The following is an 18,380-nucleotide window of genomic DNA, read 5'->3' on the forward strand; positions in this document are numbered from 1 at the left end:
TGCCAAAAAATCAAGAAGAAACACCTACCGCTATGAGATTTGTTTATCTTTTCATATTTACCATGTTCTGTAGTTACAGCATGGTATTTTCTCAACAAATCTCTGTTGATAGTTCTGTTGGTCTTCAACAGCTCATAGAAGACAACCTCGTAAACGGTTGTGTAGAAATTTCTAACATTACATCTCCTATCAATGGTAATTCTTCTGGTCATCCAAGTTATGCCTATTTTGAAAGAGGCATGTCTAATTTCCCTTTTCAAAATGGAATAATGATTTCCACTGGTTCTGCAAATTCAGGAGGAAATACGGTTAATACAGGGGTTTTAAGCGAAGGAGATGCTTCTTGGGGTTCCGACCCAGATTTAGAAACCACACTAGGAATTAGCAATACACTAAATGCCACTTCTATCGAATTTGATTTTGTTTCAATTTCAAGTCAATTCCAGTTTAATTTTCTTTTTGCTTCAGAAGAATATTTCGATATACTACCATGCCAGAACGTAACAGATCATTTCGTTTTTTTAATAACAGAGGTAGGAAGCGGAAATCCATACAGAAATATTGCTGTAGTCCCAGGAACAACTACACCTATAAACTCTGTAAATGTACATAATGAAGTTTTTGGAGTATGTCCCGGTTCAAATGACCAATACTTTGATGTTTTTAACGCTGGTGACACAAATTATAATGGTAGAACGACTGTTTTAACAGCTTCGGAAACAATTGTTCCTTACGTACAATATCATGTTAAATTGATAATAGCAGATCAAAGAGATGGAACTTTCGATTCTGCAGTTTTCATTGAGGGTGACAGTTTTGAGGTATTAGATTTAGGTGAAGATATAACAACTTGTGCAAGCTCGGTAATGCTGGACGCTAATTTGCAAAACCCACTTGCTTCTTATGCTTGGTATCGAAACGATATTCTTTTACCAGCCGAAACAAACCCTACCCTTAATGTTAATCAAGATGGAACTTATCGCGTCGAAGTGAGTGTTCCTTTGAGCTCTAATAATTGTATCGAGGAGGATGATATTACTATTGTTTTAAATGCCGAGGAGCCCATTGACCCTATAACCGATTTCCAGTTATGTGATGATTTAACCAATAATGATGGTACAGAAGTCTTTGATTTAAATACCAAAGACACAGAACTAATTCCTAACATTCCATTTACTAACTACACATTTTCTTATCATTTATCAGATTCTGGTGCTAGAAATAATACAGGAACAATAACTGGCCCTATATCCAATACGAGCAATCCCCAAACAATTTATGTTAGAGTAGATGATTTGGATAGTGATTGTTTCGCCTACACCAATTTCGACTTAGTAGTTAATTCGCCACCTACAGCTACAACGCCATCACCTCTAGAAGTTTGTGACAGTGATGATACTCCAGATGGTTTCACAGTAATTGACCTTACCGTTAAGGATAGTGAAATATCGGGTGGACTTACCAATCTACTTGTAAGTTATCACTACAATGCTCTAGATGCTTCAACTGGTGATAATGCCATACCGGGGTCTTATGTAAACACGAACACACCCATCGATACCGTATTTGTTCGAATTCTTGACACAGATACTGGTTGCTACAATACAACCACATTAACGGTGGATATGACCACCAGCCCTGTTGTTAACAGAGATACACAATTTTTGGACGCTTGTGATACAGACCAAGATGGTAATGCTTTTTTTGACCTAGAATCTGTACGTAGTACTATTGTTGGAACTCTTACTGGAGTAACTGTAACCTATCATGAAAGTTTCGACGATGCCAATACCGGAACAAACCCTGTTGGTGATCCAAACAATTATGAATATACAAATCCAGCAGGTGAACCTGGATTACGCAACTTATTTGTAAGGGTTGAGGACGACGTTACGGGTTGTGCTTCAATTGTTCCTCTCGAAGTTCACACAAATTTATTACTAACTGGTACAGATACTGGAGATTTTGCTCTTTGTGATACTAATGATGATGAGAACGACACACTCAATTTTAATTTAATTACGGTTGAGACCTTTATTAATAATGACCTACCTAACCCTGTAAACGTTACATTTTTTGAAACAGAAGAAGATCGTAATAATAATGTAAACGCTGTTAATAAAAATTCAATTTATGCAGCTGTTAGTCCAACTGTGCTATATATCAGACTGGAGGATACAGTTAGTGGTTGTGTTGAAATGTCTGAGATTACCCTTTTAGTAAATCCCATATTATTATTTGAACCGGCTGATCCCGTGCCTTATTGTGATACCGATGACGATGGAATAGTTAGCATAGATTTGCATTCACTTGACGAACTTGTAACAAACGGTAATACAAACTTCTTGGTAAGCTATTTCAGTTCTGAGACTGATGCCCTGAATAACACCAATGCTTTACCAGATTTTTATCCAAATTCGGCGCCAATCGAGACTATTTTCGCTAGAATAGAGAATATAGATTCTGGATGCTCAACGGTTAATGAATTTGAAATAGAGGTAGTTGTAGCCCCTGGAACTAATATTCCAACGCCAATAGTGATCTGCGACGATGACCAAGATGGGCTTTTTGTGGTTAATCTGGAAAGCAAAATTCCTGAAATGATTAGCAGTACAACAGGAATTAACATCTCCTTTTTCTCCTCTGAAGATGATGCTATCAATAATACCAATCCAATACTAGACCCCTCTAATTTTAGTACGCAAACGCAAACCATCTACACCAGGTTTGAAAGTTCTATTTCAGGTTGTTTCAATATCACTCCTCTTGAAGTAATAATAAATACGCTGCCACAACTACCAACAGATTTACTATACCAAATTTGCGAAGTTACAGGAACAACAGTTGCCGACTTTTTGTTAATTGACATGGATGCTGATATTCTTAACGGACAAACAGGAAAGGAAGTCTACTATTTCGAAAATGAATCTGATGCATTGGCAGGGAACTTAACAAACGCCATAGATAAAACTAATATTTACAATAATACAAGTAGTCCTCAAACGATTTACGTAAGAGTAGAAAATACAACAGCTGATACCAATACTTGTTTTGCCACATCCTCTATAACATTGCAAGTATCTCCTGAACCGATATACAATCCTATAGTAGATTTTTTAGTTTGTGATGACATTACTAATGATGGTTTCCATATTTTTAATCTAATTGAAAAAAGTGATGAAATTGCACTTGGCTCTACAGACAACCTAAATATATCTTACCACCTAACTTTCAATGATGCGGATACCAATACAAATCCTCTTGGAGATACGTACACAAACACTCAAAACCCTCAAACTATTTTTGTTAGGATAGAAAGTGATGATTCTTTATGTCATGTTGTAGAACCAATAGGTATCAATATTATAGCTGCACCAGATATAACGCAAGTATCGGAACCTTTAATATCTTGTGATGAAGATTACGACGGCTTAACATCTTTCGATTTAACCATAGCTAATTTTCAGTTACTAGACAGAATTCAAGACGATTTAGAAATCAATTATTTCGAAAACTTCGAAGATATTAATCAGTCTGATGGATTTGATAATAGTCTAGCTATTGTAGATCCTTCAAATTTCATTTCAAATACACAAACAGTGCACATTAAAGTTTGGAACAACCTAACAGGCTGTTTTAGCGTTATTGACTTAGAGCTTGTGGTAAATCTACCTCCTGCTACAAATAACATAGGTACAATTGAATTTTGTGATAACGACACCAATACTTTCGATTTATCAACTGTAAATGGTAGCATAGTAAATGACACAAGTACTGTAATTATTAGTTATCACAATTCTTTCGCTGATGCTTCTAACAACCTATCTCCTTTACCACAAAACTTTACTTACACTTCTAGTAATCATGAGATTTTTGCCAGAGTTAGTTACACAGACACAGGTTGTACTATAGTCAACTCATTCTTTTTACAAGTCAATCCTAATCCGATTGCCAATACAACTCCAGACTTAATAGACTGTGACGACGATTACGATGGCCTATTACAGTTTGATTTAACACAAACTAGCACCACTATTTTAGGCGCTCAAAACCCAGCTAATTTTACAATAACATACTATGACGATGCCCTAAATGCAGAAGCGGCTACTTCGCCAATAGACCACGGCAACTATTTGTTTAGCGACGCCCAAGTTATTTATGCACGCATCGAGAATAATACCACTGGTTGTTATGAATTAACCCAATTTTCAGTTAGAATTAATCCTTTACCGGTTGTACCTATTGAGGATATTATTGCACTTTGTATCAATGATTTGCCTTTAGTTATAAATGCAGAAACAGGAAACAGTAATGATTCTTACTTTTGGTCGACTGGAGAAACGACTCCTCAGATAATTTTAGATGACCCCTCTGACATTGGAGACTATTGGGTAACGGTTACTACAGACAACATTATTGGTAATGACTGTAATTACACACATAACTTTTCTGTAATAGAATCGGAACAAGCTATTATTGATATAGATGCTACAAAAGCTGAGAATTTTGGTGACCCTAATAGCATAACCGTAAACCTAATAAACGCAAGTAGCAGTGGTGATTACGTTTATATTCTCGATGATGGAGAGCCTCAAACATCAAACGTATTCCACAATGTATCTTTTGGTAGGCACACTATAACAGTAAGAGATTTAAATGGATGTATGGATGCGTCACACTCAATAGTTGTTATTGATGCACCCAAATTCTTCACTCCAAATAATGATTCTTTCTATGATACTTGGCACATTATAGGAATTGAAGAAATCCCAGGAACAGTAGTCTCAATATATACCAGACAAGGTAAGCTCATTAAAACCTTAACCCACAATTCTTCTGGTTGGGATGGTACTTATAATGGGTTTAATATGCCATCAGACGACTATTGGTTTGTAGCTGAAGTTATCGAAGATGGCCTATCCTACGACGTAAAGGGACACTTTGCCTTAAAAAGATAAAAAACAGTAATATAAAACCTACTTTAAATCATTTTATCTATAAGTTTTAAACCTTTGAGGAGTTATGCTGTCTAAAGTAAATTAAATAATTTATTTTAGACAGTTGTTTCTTCCTGACAATGACTGAAACATCGACTAAATTATAAAATTGACTATGTACAAAAGCACCCATTTTAGCAACCTACTATTTGTGTTGTTGATACTTACCTCTATTGCAGGATATTCACAATTAAACAAGAAGCACTACATACCCCCATTAACAAGTGCCGAGTTTGGAAATGCAAACCCAGAGGACCAATACTTATATATCTCAACCCCAAGTAATGGTCTTGTTCCTTACACCATAATACCTGTAGGTCAGCCAGCTGCAAATTACATAACAGGAACAGTATCTAATACCACTCCGCAAACCATACCTGTAGGTTTTGGCACTACTCAACTGTTCGTAAGCTCAAGTACTACCAGTAATGTTTTCAACGATAAAGGTTATATTATCGAGGCAGAGGCTCCAATTTATGTATCGGTAAGATTGAATGCTGGTAACGGTGCTCAGGCTGGCGCCCTAGTAAGTAAGGGGCTTTCGGCTTTAGATACCGCCTTTAAAATAGGAACTTTTACAAGTGTTAATCCGCAAAGCAACTATTTAAGTTTCGTTTCAGTAATGGCCACAGAAGATAATACAAATGTTGTTTTCGATAATTTACCTGCAGGTTTAAACATTAAGAACTATACAGGCACAACCCCAATTAATGTCTCTTTAAACGAAGGAGAAAGCTATGTGGTCGCTATAAATATTTTAGACAACGGTCCCACGGCAAATAATTTAATGGATGGCTTGATAGGAAGCACAGTTACCTCTACAAAGCCTGTTGTTGTAAACTGTGGTTCAGCAAATGGTAGCTTCGGGGTTGGTGGTGCTCGGGACTATGGAATCGATCAAATTGTTGGAGTAAGCAAAATAGGTAGAGAGTATATTTTTGTTAGAGGTAATGGAAGTGACGATTGGGAAAATGCACTACTCATTCCTGCAAGCTACCCTGCAAATGTATTCGTAAACGGTAGCACAACACCAATTACAATAAACGCAACAGATAAGTATTTAGTTTTAGAAGGAACCAATTATAATGCCGATGGTAACCTATACATACAAAGTGATGTAGATATATTTGCTTATCAAGGTATTGGATCTTCATCTGAGGCCAATCAGGGTATGTTTTTCGTACCACCGCTAAGTTGTGAAACTAGAGGAAATATAGATAATATTCCAATTATTGATTTTATTGGATCCACAGATTATTCGCAAGAAAGTGGCGTCTCTATTGTTACTAAACAAGGGGCTTCAGTATCAATTAACAACACAGCACTAGGAGCGCTACCCGGAAACATTAATGTTACTGGACCAACAGCAGTTACCGGTAAAAACGACTACGTCACATATAGGGTAACAGGCTTAACAGGAAACGTTTCGGTTCAAGGAAATGATGAATTGTATGTTGCTTACTTTAACGTTAATGGCGCAGCAACTTCGGGTAGTTTTTATTCTGGATTTCCTACCAATCCTGAAATTAACTTTGATGCGCAATTTGCAGCACTTGGTAATTGTATTCCAAATATTACTCTAGAGGCTGCCAACGCCCAAAACTTCGATACTTTTGAATGGTTTTTTGATGATGGTACTGGTGGAGGTTTCCAACCTGTACCCGCTTCACTCAATGTAGCTTCTATTACACCATCAGTTCCAGCTAAGTATAAATTAATAGGAACTATAACCTGTACCGGGGAAACCCTTGAATCTGTTGAAGTCCCCGTTAGTATTTGTCCTGATGATATTGATAACGATGGTATAATAGACAATATAGATATTGACAATGACAATGATGGTATCTTAAATTGTACCGAATCAAGAGGTGATGTCGTTTTGGATTTATCTGATACTAGAGATCCAATTTTAAGATTTCAAGACGGTACTTCGGATGCTTCGATAGCAGTAGACAATATTACCTCAAATAGAGCTACTCCTGGCACTAATACTGTTAGACTGAGAGGAACAGGAAATATTACTAGTGAAATCCCACAAGATAGTAGCGGGGAGAATATTTATAACGTCACGTTTTCCGAACCTGTAAACATTAAATTTTCTGAAGATTTAAGTTATACCCATGTATCTGTAGATGGTGAATTTTTCGTAGCCAAAATTTTACCTGCAAATAAAAACATCACTTTGGTAGACCCTGATGATCGACTACTTGTTGATTCTAACTTCGATGGTCTATTCGAAACAGGTATTACTCAAATTTCGGGTTCAGAGATTCGCTTCAAACCTAATCCTGCAGCTACGGGAAATACTCCCTATGAATTTTTAGCCAACCAAGTGGATGGATTTGAATTCATTCACACATTAAGTAGTTTGACAAACAACTCAAACTTTCAGGCAAACTTAGCTTTAACATGCTTTAAGATAGATTCTGATAACGATGGAATCAAAGACGAGCTAGACCTTGATAGTGACAATGACGGTCTACCAGATTTCATTGAGAACCAGGGCACCCTTATTACATTATCCGGTGTGGATGCAGATAACAATGGTTTAGATGATGCCTATGATATTAATGCATTACCGATAGACTCCGATGGAGATGGTGTACTTGATTTTTACGATCTGGATAGCGACAACGATGGCATCTACGATTTAATTGAAACTGGACAACTTGGTACGCTTTCTGATACGAATTTAGATGGCATTGAAGATGGCCCTAATTTTGGAACAAATGGATGGGCTGACGCAGCCGAAACAGCTCCAGACAGTAATCTTATAGGGTACACTCCCAATGATCTCGATGCAGATACTATTTTCTCCTATATAGATTTAGATAGTGATGGCGATGGTTGTAGCGATGTTATCGAAGCAGGATTCTTAGACGGGAACAATGACGACTTACTCGGTAATTCTGCCATTACAGTTGATGCAAACGGATTGGTTAACAATGCTACAGATGGCTACACGTTACCAAATGCAGACTACCTAGACTTTGCTCCTATTACGATATCTACACAACCAGTTAATACTATTGTTTGTGAATTAGGCAATGGTATAATAACTATTGTTTCTCAAGAAGCAGAAACGTATCAATGGGAATTTAGTACCGACGGCACTACTTGGACGCCATTAATTGATAACGCGAATTATTCTGGAACAAATACTGCAGATTTAAATATCACCAATGCACCATTATCCTTTAATAATTATCAGTACAGGGTATTTTTAAATAGAAACGGTAATAGTTGTGGTTTATACTCTGATGAAGTTTTATTAACAGTTGATGTTCTTCCTGTTGCCAATGCAGCTCCTAACATGCTATTATGTGATGATGACAATAATGGCACTATGCCTTTTGACCTAACCTCACAAGATGCTATTATTGGAGTTACTCCAGGGGTGACTACATTAACCTATCACGAGTCTCAAGTAGATGCAGATAACAATACAAACGCAATTACCAGTCCTTTTGAAAGTGGAAATACTACAATTTTTGCTCGTTTGGAAAATGATGCAAATACCTCGTGTTATGACACGACTAGTTTTAACCTAGAAGTTTATGACAGTCCGTTTCCAGAATTAAATGTTTCTCCGATTCAAGAATGTGACGACACCTCTTTCGGTACAGACACAGACGGATTAAGAGTATTCGATCTAACCCAAAAAGAAACCGAAATCCTTAATGGTCAAAGTGCTACAGATTTTTCTATAACTTATTTTACAGATGCTGGATATACAAGTCAAATCGCGACCCCTGCATCATTCACAAATACAGTACCGGGCTTACAGACTATTTATGTTAGGGTTACAAACAACACTAATAATTCATGTTTTGCAGATACCACATTTAATGTTGAAGTATTTAGCCTGCCAACTGTAAACAATCCAAGTACTTACACACAGTGTGATGACGAAACTAATGATAGAGTAGCATTTTTTAATTTAACGCTAGATAACATAAAAGAAGAAATTAACGTTAATCATGTTGCGGAAGGTTTAACATTTACCTACTATAATGACCAAACCCAAGCAGAAACCATTGGAGGAACAGAGATACCCGATGAAACTAATTACTTTGTAGACCTAACAACCAATACCTCTGAGACGGTCTGGATTCGTGCCACCAACCCAAATGGATGCTTTAGAGTCGTTCCCCTCAATCTAGAAATAAACCCATCTAGTGCGGCTTTAAATAACTACAACCCAGGCTCTATTTTCGAATGTGATGATGGTTTAGACCTAAGAGATGGTGTATCTACGTTTGATTTCTCATTTGCAAGAGATTTTATAACAAATAATATATTTACAACATTCAATGTCTCTGTTCACTTCTACGAAAGTCTAATGGATGCTGAATTGGAAACTAATGAAATACCTGATATTTCTAATCATCAAAACACAAACTCACCCAACGTACAGACCATTTGGGTCCGTGTAAAAAGTAGCCTTGGTAATGATTGTTTGGGACTTGCAGAATTAACAGATTTATTGGTCGTTGAAGCGTTGCCTGTGGCAAACCCAGTGTCTATAGGAAGACAATGTGATTTTGACACCTCTGATACTCAAATTTCTTTTCCTTTCGACACCGCTTCAGTAGAAGCTACCGTGTTAAACGGGCAATCCCTTGCTGATGTTACTGTAACTTACGATTATCTAGATATCACAGGTGCTGCAGTAACTTCGAACACCTTACCAAACCCGTTTTTAACCGAAACCCAAACCATAACCATTACAGTAACCAACAATACCACACAAGATCCAGATGGTGCATGTTTTGACCAAACAACTCTGGAATTTACAGTTGATGAACAACCCATAATTGCCGCTCCTGTATCTCCTCAGATTGTTTGTGATGGAAGTGCTGGAGATATTGATGATGATGGCTTTTATGACTTTGACACCTCTAATTTTGCGAGTACAATTTTGGGGACTCAGTCTTCTGTTATGGAAATATTCTTCGATTACGAAGATGAAAATGGAAATTTAATTAGTGGAAGTCCCACATTACCAAACCCATTATTTTCTAGTAATCAAACCATAACAGCTACTGTTGTTAATTCAATAAACAACACCTGTACGGCTACTACTAATATTGAATTGATTGTAAATCCACTACCGGAGTTTACCATAGATTCTGAAAATATTGTTTGTACTTCAGACCCGACTTTTACTATAGAACTCGACCCTATTGAAGCAAATATTACAGAAACCTTCACTTATGAATGGCGTTGGACAAGTCTTGACGGAAGTTCCGTTAACGAGTTACTTCCGCAAACCACACCAACCATTGAAGTATCTACTCCAGGTACTTATCATGTAACCCTAACGAAAACCGACGGCACAGGCTGTTCAAGAACAAGAGATATATTTGTTAATGCTTCAGAAAAAGCAATAATTAATATTGAAGATGTTACTATTGTGGACTTTACCGAAAACAATAATACGGTAAGCATAAATACGACTAATCTTGGACAAGGATCTTATGAATTTGCTTTGGTTGAAGAAGGTTCTAACTTCATAACCTATCAAGACTCCCCAGAATTTACAAGAGTCCGACCTGGTTTTTATTCAATCTATATCAATGATAAGGACGGTTGTGGACTAACAACTCTGGATATTTCTGTTTTGGGATATATGAAATTCTTCACCCCAAACAATGATAGCTTTAACGATGTATGGAAAATCATTGGAGTTAGTGCGGCTTTTCAAAGTCAGAGTCGAATTTTAATTTTTGATAGGTATGGTAAACTACTAAAACAAATTTCTTCTCTGGAAGAAGGCTGGGATGGTACCTCTAGAGGAAATATTATGCCTACAGATGACTATTGGTTTAAAGTTTTCCTAGAAGACGGACGTGTTTTCACAGGTCATTTCACGTTAAAACGATAAATTTTAATCAACATATTAAAAACTCAACTGCTTTAAGTAATTTTAATAATTCATATTTTGAAGACGTTGAATGCTTATGAAATTTAAAATCGAATCGGATTTTAGTCCTACAGGAGATCAACCAGAAGCTATAAATCAATTAGCTGAAGGTATTATTTCCAACGAAAAATACCAGACCCTATTGGGGGTTACTGGGTCTGGTAAAACCTTCACAGTTGCCAATGTTATTAAGGAAGTACAACGTCCTACATTAGTACTAGCTCACAATAAGACCCTTGCAGCACAATTATATTCAGAGTTTAAACAGTTTTTTCCTAGTAATGCCATTGAGTATTTTGTATCCTATTACGATTACTATCAACCAGAAGCTTACATTCCTGTTTCTGGTGTCTATATAGAAAAAGACCTTTCTATTAACGAGGAAATAGAAAAAATGCGCTTAAGTACAATATCATCCCTTCTCTCAGGAAGAAGAGATGTATTGGTAGTGGCATCGGTTTCATGTTTATACGGTATTGGAAACCCTCTTGAATTTCAGAAAAATGTAATCACCATAGAAAGAGATCAAGAAATATCTCGAACAAAGCTCCTTCACCAACTGGTTCAAAGTCTATATTCTAGAACCGAAGCCGAATTTAATCATGGGAATTTCAGAATCAAAGGAGATACCGTTGATATTTTTCCTGGTTATGCCGATAATGCATACCGTGTTCATTTTTTCGGTGATGAAATCGAGGAAATTGAATCTTTTGATATTCAAACCAATCATGTTCTTGAAAAGTATAATAGACTCAATATATATCCAGCAAATATGTTTGTGACCTCTCCCGAGGTTCTACAAAATGCCATCAAAGATATTCAGGACGATTTAGTAAAACAGCACGACTATTTTAAAGATATTGGTAAACATCTTGAGGCCAAACGTCTAAAAGAACGTACAGAGTTTGATTTAGAAATGATTCGCGAATTGGGTTATTGCTGGGGCATTGAAAACTATTCGAGGTATCTAGACGGAAGACAAGCTGGATCAAGACCCTTTTGCCTATTAGATTACTTTCCAGACGACTTCTTAATGGTAATAGATGAAAGCCATGTTACCATTTCGCAGGTACATGCTATGTACGGTGGAGACAGAAGTAGAAAAGAAAATTTGGTAGAATATGGATTTAGATTACCAGCGGCCCTTGACAACAGACCTTTAAAATTCGAGGAATTTGAAGCACTTCAAAATCAAGTCATTTATGTTAGTGCTACACCTGCAGATTATGAATTACAAAAAACAGAGGGCATCTATGTTGAACAAGTTATACGCCCAACAGGACTATTAGACCCAGAAATAGAAGTGAGACCTAGTCTAAACCAAATTGACGACCTAATAGAAGAAATCCAACTTCGTGTTGAAAAAGATGAACGTACCCTAGTTACAACACTAACTAAGCGTATGGCAGAAGAACTCACGAAATACCTGGATAGAATCCAAATAAGATGTAGATATATTCATAGCGATGTTGACACCTTAGAACGTGTTGAAATTATGCAAGACTTACGTAAAGGTCTTTTTGATGTTTTAGTTGGTGTAAACCTATTAAGAGAGGGCTTAGATTTACCGGAAGTGTCACTTGTGGCTATTCTTGATGCAGACAAAGAAGGTTTTTTAAGGTCTACGCGTTCATTAACACAAACTGTTGGTAGAGCCGCCAGAAACATTAATGGTAAGGCCATAATGTATGCAGACAAGATAACCAGAAGTATGCAAAAAACTATAGATGAGACCAATTACAGGCGAGAAAAACAAATAAACTACAATACTAAAAATAATATTACCCCTAAGGCTTTAAACAAAAGTTTGGACAATGCTTTAGCTAAAAATTCAGTTAGCACCTATAAATATGAGATGGATGCCCTAAAAGCCGCTGAGCCTGAGAGCGAATACCTAAGTAAACCAGAACTGGAGAAAAAAATAAAAGAGAAGCGCAAGCAAATGGAAACAGCAGCTAAAGCATTAGACTTTATCGTTGCTGCCCAATTACGAGATGAGATAAAAGCATACCAAGAAAAAATAGAAAAGCTAAAGGTGTAACCTTTAGCTTTTCTACATTCCTCTCAAGAATGAACAACACTGTATTTCTAAAAAATATTAGCAGGTTATCGTTTAGTTATACTGAGTTTTAAAAATATCTATTAATACATCCGGTGGGACAATCTTATTTGGAAAACTTTCCATGAGGTACAGAACCTTTGTTATAGATTCATGGCTCAATCCCATACGTAAACCAAAATTATATAACTTAATAACTCCCGCCGAATCATTATTATTATCCTGATCAATATTCATAAGTAAAACTAACCTATGGAATTGTACAATTCTTTCGCTATGAGATTTTAAATGAGTGTAATTAACCGGGTGGTCAATTAGATATTCAAAATCTTCACGAGATATATCTAATTGTTTAGCTACGCCCAATAAAAAATTATATTCTATTTCCTTAATGTCTTTGTCATAGCTTGCAAAAGCAATCATTTCAGACAAAAGACTTAATTTTTCTACTCTATTAACCATTTCCAAAGGCTTTTTATTAATACTATAAAATTAAGTAGAAGAATAAATTATTAATCGTAGATATAGTGCCACTTATCGAAAAACAGATTACAGTTAGTCGTGGTTTTTTTCTAGTTTAACTACAGATTAGGTTCATTCATCTAACAAAGCCGTATTTTAACATTTAACTTTTTAAATTAAAAAACCTCCTCATTAATATATAATCAACTGATTTTCAATATTTTAAAAAATAAAATAAATAAAAACTTCTGTTCCTCTTTAAACGTAAAAAAAAGTACTACTGGAAGAAATCAGGAAAACGCTAGAAGACTTACCTCAACAAATGAAAATCGATGAAATACACATAAAAAAAAAGGAGCGACCTTAGGTCGCTCCTTTTAGTATCTTGAATTGCTTTCTTTACTTAAGCTAGTACTTCTTGTACTTTATCTGCAGCCTCTTGGAACTCGGTAGCACTCAATACAGCTAGACCAGAATTATCAATTAACTCTTTTGCTATATCAGCGTTAGTACCTTGTAAACGTACGATGATTGGTACTTCAATATTACCCATATTTTGATAAGCATCGATAACACCTTGTGCCACACGATCACAACGTACAATACCTCCAAATATGTTTATCAAAATAGCTTTAACCGCTGGATCTTTTAAAATAATTTTAAAAGCTTGTTCAACACGAGCAGCATCTGCTGTACCTCCAACATCAAGGAAGTTAGCAGGCTCACCACCAGCTTGTTTAATTAAATCCATTGTAGCCATGGCTAAACCAGCTCCATTTACCATACAACCCACATTACCATCTAAATCTACATAATTTAGACCAACTTCTTTTGCTTCAACTTCGATTGGATTCTCCTCTCTAATATCTCTTAAGTCTACATAATCCTTATGTCTGTATAACGCATTATCATCTATCGTCACTTTAGCATCAACAGCTAAAATCTTATCATCACTTGTTTTTAAAACCGGATTGATTTCAAATAAAGATGAATCTGATTTTACATAAGCCGTATAAAGCGCCATAACGAATTTGGTCATTTCTTTAAAAGCTGTACCGGATAAACCTAGATTAAAGGCAATTTTTCTAGCTTGGAATGGTAATAATCCAACAGCAGGGTCAATTTCTTCGGTAAATATTAAATGTGGGGTTTCTTCTGCCACTGTTTCAATATCCATACCACCTTCTGTAGAATACATAATCATATTACGACCAGTACCTCTGTTTAAAAGCACGGACATGTAATACTCCTCTGTTTCACTATCCCCTGGGTAATAAACATCTTCTGCCACCAAAACTTGGTGCACTCTTTTTCCTTCTGCGGAAGTTTGAGGTGTTACCAAATCCATCCCAATAATCTGTCCAGCTAACTCTTCAACTTCTTGTAAATTCTTAGCAAGCTTAACACCGCCACCTTTTCCTCGTCCTCCAGCATGAACTTGTGCTTTGATGACATGCCAACTCGTTCCGGTTTCGCTTGTTAATTGCTTCGCAGCTGCTACAGCTTCCTGAGCATTTTGGGCAACAATACCACGTTGTATGCGTACTCCAAAACTGCTTAATATTTCTTTACCTTGATATTCGTGTAGATTCATAATTTGCTCAATTTTAAGAGTAGCAAATGTAAATAATAGCACTTACTTACCCTAATATAAATTCTGAAAAACCCACTAAATTTTTAGATTGTTAAATAATTAACATATTGTTTATTTTATATAATTTTTTTAGTTATTTATTACTAATTCGATTATATAAAATATCTTTGGCAAAAATTTGAAAATTATGACGGACAATCAATTGCTCGAAGTAGTACAAGAGTTTGGAAGCCCAGTTTATGTTTATGATGGTGAAAAAATTGCCAGTCAGTATAAAAGGCTTACCAATGCATTTAAAAGCGTTAAAAGTTTAAAAATAAACTATGCCGTAAAAGCATTGTCCAATATTTCCATATTAAAGCTTTTACATTCCTTGGGCTCTGGAATAGATACAGTTTCTATTCAAGAGGTACAATTAGGTTTGGCTGCTGGATTTAAACCAGAACAAATAATTTTTACTCCTAATGGTGTTTCTTTAGATGAAATTGAAGCAGCAGCTAAATTAGGTGTTAAAATAAACATTGACAATCTGTCTATATTAGAACAGTTTGGAACCAAACATCCTAACATTCCGGTATGTATTAGAATTAACCCACATGTAATGGCCGGTGGTAATGCCAATATTTCTGTGGGGCATATCGATTCTAAATTCGGAATTTCCATTCACCAAATCCCGCACATACTTAGAATTGTTGAAAATACTAAAATGACAATCAACGGTATTCACATGCATACAGGAAGTGACATATTAGATGTTGAAGTTTTTCTATATGCAAGTGAAATATTATTCGAGACGGCTAAACAATTTAAAAACCTAGAGTTTATAGATTTTGGTTCTGGATTTAAAGTGCCTTACAAATCGGGCGATATAGAAACTAATATTGAAGAACTAGGGAAAAAATTATCTGCTCGTTTCAATACATTCTGTAAGGAATATGGCAAACAGTTAACATTAGCTTTCGAACCGGGTAAATTCTTGGTAAGCGAATCCGGTAATTTTTTGGTTCAAGTAAACGCCGTAAAACAAACAACATCGACTGTTTTTGCTCAAATAGACTCCGGTTTTAACCATTTAATAAGACCTATGTTTTATGGTTCACACCACGACATCGTCAATATTTCTAATCCAAAAGGCAAAGAACGCTTTTATACTGTAGTAGGCTATATATGTGAAACCGATACTTTTGGAAGCAACAGACGCATTAAAGAGATAAGCGAAGGAGATGTTTTATGTTTTAGAAATGCTGGTGCTTATTGTTTCTCTATGGCCAGTAATTACAATTCTAGGTTTAGACCTGCCGAAGTATTATGGTATAATGAGAAGGCCCACTTAATTAGAAAAAGAGAAACCTTTGAAGATATAACGAGAAATCAAATTGAAGTAGATTTTGGTGTTCAAAAAGAAAAAGAATTGGTTAAATAAATCAAGGTTAAATCTTAGTTATGAATGCTCAACTTAAGTTGAGCATTTTTTTTGTATCAAAAAAAACACTACCTTTAAATATGGTCTCTTAGTTTTTAGGCCATTTTATCCCTTCTCTTAATAGCAACAAAATACTTGCCCTAAATTAATTATGATGTTAGAATAGTTCTAACACGTTTAACTATTAATTAATTTAAACCAACCTAAAATGAAAAAATTATTGTTTTTAGTATTGATACTGCCAATGTTGGTAGTTGCACAAGAGAATGAATCTTATTTGCTAAATCTATCTGAGATTACTGTAAAAAATGGTCATAACGCTCAGTTTATTGAAGGTGTAAAGGCTTGGAAAGAATGTTACCTAGAAAATAACGGCGAAGACAAATGGAATATGTGGAAACGTGTTCAAGGTGAAGGCACTGTTTATACCATGACAAGTGTTATGGCTAATTGGGCAGAAATGGATGAAAAAGGCGACGCCGCTGGAAAAGAATGCAGAATGATTGTTGTTAACTTAATCATGCCGCATGTTAAAAGTGTACATTATAACATAGCACGCTCAATGCCTGATTTTAGTAGAAATGGCCCTTTCCCCGAAGATACTGAGCTAGTATGGGTTTACAATGTAAAAATTAATAATTCAACTAGTTTTAGAGAATGTGTAAAAGAAACTTCTACTGCTTTGAAAAATACATCAGATGGCATTAGAGCAATCTGGTATAATGTTGTTGGAGGAGCACCAGAAGTAGCAGATTATTTTGTAGCAGTTCCACACAAAAACTTTGCTGATTTAGATGTTAAACGAGATGGCGTATGGAAAGTTCACGAAAAAGCTAACGGTAAAAAGAAAACTGACGCATTAAGAGCAAAATTTAGAGCTGTTGTTGATAAGGATTGGGCTTATATGTACAGTCTCAGCAAAAAACTTTCAAACTAATCTTAAAAATAGTTTTAAACATAAAAAGTCCATCACCACGTTGGACTTTTTATGTTAATCCCTAATTAGAATGTACAAACATAAAACCAACCAATATGAAATCCACATTAAAACTAATATGTCTTTCACTGTTTCTTTCTACCATTTCGTGTAACGATGTAAAAGTAGAGAAAAACATAACCATGTACTCCAACGTATGGGATGAAATTATTAATAAAGCAAACCTTGATGCTATTAATGATTCCAACTTTGACTCTAACATTACCCTTGTTTCAAGCCCAGAAAACGTTGTTGGCATTGAAGACTTCAAAGCTTATTATTCAAACTTTACTACCGGTTTCTCTGATGTTGAATTTACTATCGATAACATTTTTGGCCAAGGTGACAACTTAGTAAAACATTGGAGCTATAAAGGAAAACATACTGGTGACTTCTTCGGAATACCGGCCACAGGAAAAACAGTAGACTTAACGGGAGTGACTCTAGTTAAAATGAAAGACGGTAAAATTGCTCAAGAACAAGATTTTATGGACAACCTGGCTTTTATGAGTCAGCTTGGAATTGATCCTTTTTTAAATCCCGCTAATGCGTCAATTATTCAAGAGTTGTATAGCAATTTCGCTACAGGTAACATAGAAGCAGTTGGCGCAGCAATGGATGAAAAGATTATTTGGAATGAAGCTGAGAATTTCCCGCTTGCAGATGGCAATCCTTATGTTGGTTTTGATGCTATTTTACAAGGTGTATTTGCAAGAATTGTTAGTGATTGGGAATACTGGAAACTCAACGATATTAAGCTTCATGAAATGACTAACAACCAAATTTTAGCTACTGGCCGCTACGAAGCCAAATATAAAAGGAATGGGGCATTATTAGATTTGCAAATGGCACATTTATGGACACTTAAGGACGGTAAAATTATTTCCTTCCAGCAGTATGCAGACACTAAAGGGATTGCAGACGTAATGTCTAAATAATTCTC

The 18,380-nt window shown here is 35.8% G+C and carries 8 protein-coding genes; 6 read left to right on the plus strand and 2 right to left on the minus strand.

Annotated elements, in window-relative coordinates; translation table 11 throughout:
- Window positions 1-32: 32 nt before the first annotated feature.
- The 3 genes from M0214_RS01255 to uvrB all read left to right on the plus strand — a co-directional run bounded on the left by M0214_RS01255 (window position 33) and on the right by uvrB (window position 12,964).
- On the plus strand, window positions 33-4,958 hold the full coding sequence (locus M0214_RS01255; RefSeq protein ID WP_248723662.1) for a T9SS type B sorting domain-containing protein: 4,926 nt from the start codon (window positions 33-35) through the stop codon (window positions 4,956-4,958).
- 154 nt (window positions 4,959-5,112) lie between these two features.
- Window positions 5,113-10,884, plus strand: a complete 5,772-nt coding sequence (locus tag M0214_RS01260) for a T9SS type B sorting domain-containing protein (RefSeq protein WP_248723663.1) — start codon at window positions 5,113-5,115, stop codon at window positions 10,882-10,884.
- Window positions 10,885-10,960: 76 nt separating this feature from the next.
- Complete coding sequence (gene uvrB, locus M0214_RS01265) at window positions 10,961-12,964, plus strand: excinuclease ABC subunit UvrB (protein ID WP_305879790.1); 2,004 nt, start codon at window positions 10,961-10,963, stop codon at window positions 12,962-12,964.
- A 72-nt stretch (window positions 12,965-13,036) separates the two neighbouring features.
- On the opposite strand, the gene M0214_RS01270 is transcribed toward uvrB, so the two are convergent.
- Both M0214_RS01270 and sucC read right to left on the minus strand, forming a co-directional pair.
- A complete protein-coding gene (locus M0214_RS01270; RefSeq protein ID WP_248723665.1) occupies window positions 13,037-13,444 on the minus strand; it encodes a TerB family tellurite resistance protein in 408 nt (135 codons plus the stop codon).
- A gap of 403 nt (window positions 13,445-13,847) precedes the next feature.
- Window positions 13,848-15,038, minus strand: coding sequence for an ADP-forming succinate--CoA ligase subunit beta (gene sucC, locus M0214_RS01275; protein WP_248723666.1), 1,191 nt, complete (start codon window positions 15,036-15,038; stop codon window positions 13,848-13,850).
- A 187-nt stretch (window positions 15,039-15,225) separates the two neighbouring features.
- Between sucC and lysA the strand changes: the two genes are divergently transcribed.
- From lysA to M0214_RS01290, 3 genes are all read left to right on the plus strand, one after another.
- Window positions 15,226-16,461, plus strand: a complete 1,236-nt coding sequence (gene lysA, locus M0214_RS01280) for a diaminopimelate decarboxylase (protein WP_248723667.1) — start codon at window positions 15,226-15,228, stop codon at window positions 16,459-16,461.
- 208 nt (window positions 16,462-16,669) lie between these two features.
- Window positions 16,670-17,398 carry a hypothetical protein gene (locus tag M0214_RS01285; protein ID WP_248723668.1) on the plus strand — a complete coding sequence of 243 codons (729 nt, stop codon included), beginning with the start codon at window positions 16,670-16,672 and terminating at the stop codon, window positions 17,396-17,398.
- Window positions 17,399-17,493: 95 nt separating this feature from the next.
- Window positions 17,494-18,375 (plus strand): ester cyclase, encoded by an 882-nt coding sequence (locus M0214_RS01290; RefSeq protein ID WP_248723669.1) that lies wholly within the window; start codon window positions 17,494-17,496, stop codon window positions 18,373-18,375.
- Window positions 18,376-18,380: the final 5 nt, after the last annotated feature.

The organism is Seonamhaeicola sp. ML3 (genome assembly GCF_023273855.1).
Taxonomy (GTDB): domain Bacteria; phylum Bacteroidota; class Bacteroidia; order Flavobacteriales; family Flavobacteriaceae; genus Seonamhaeicola.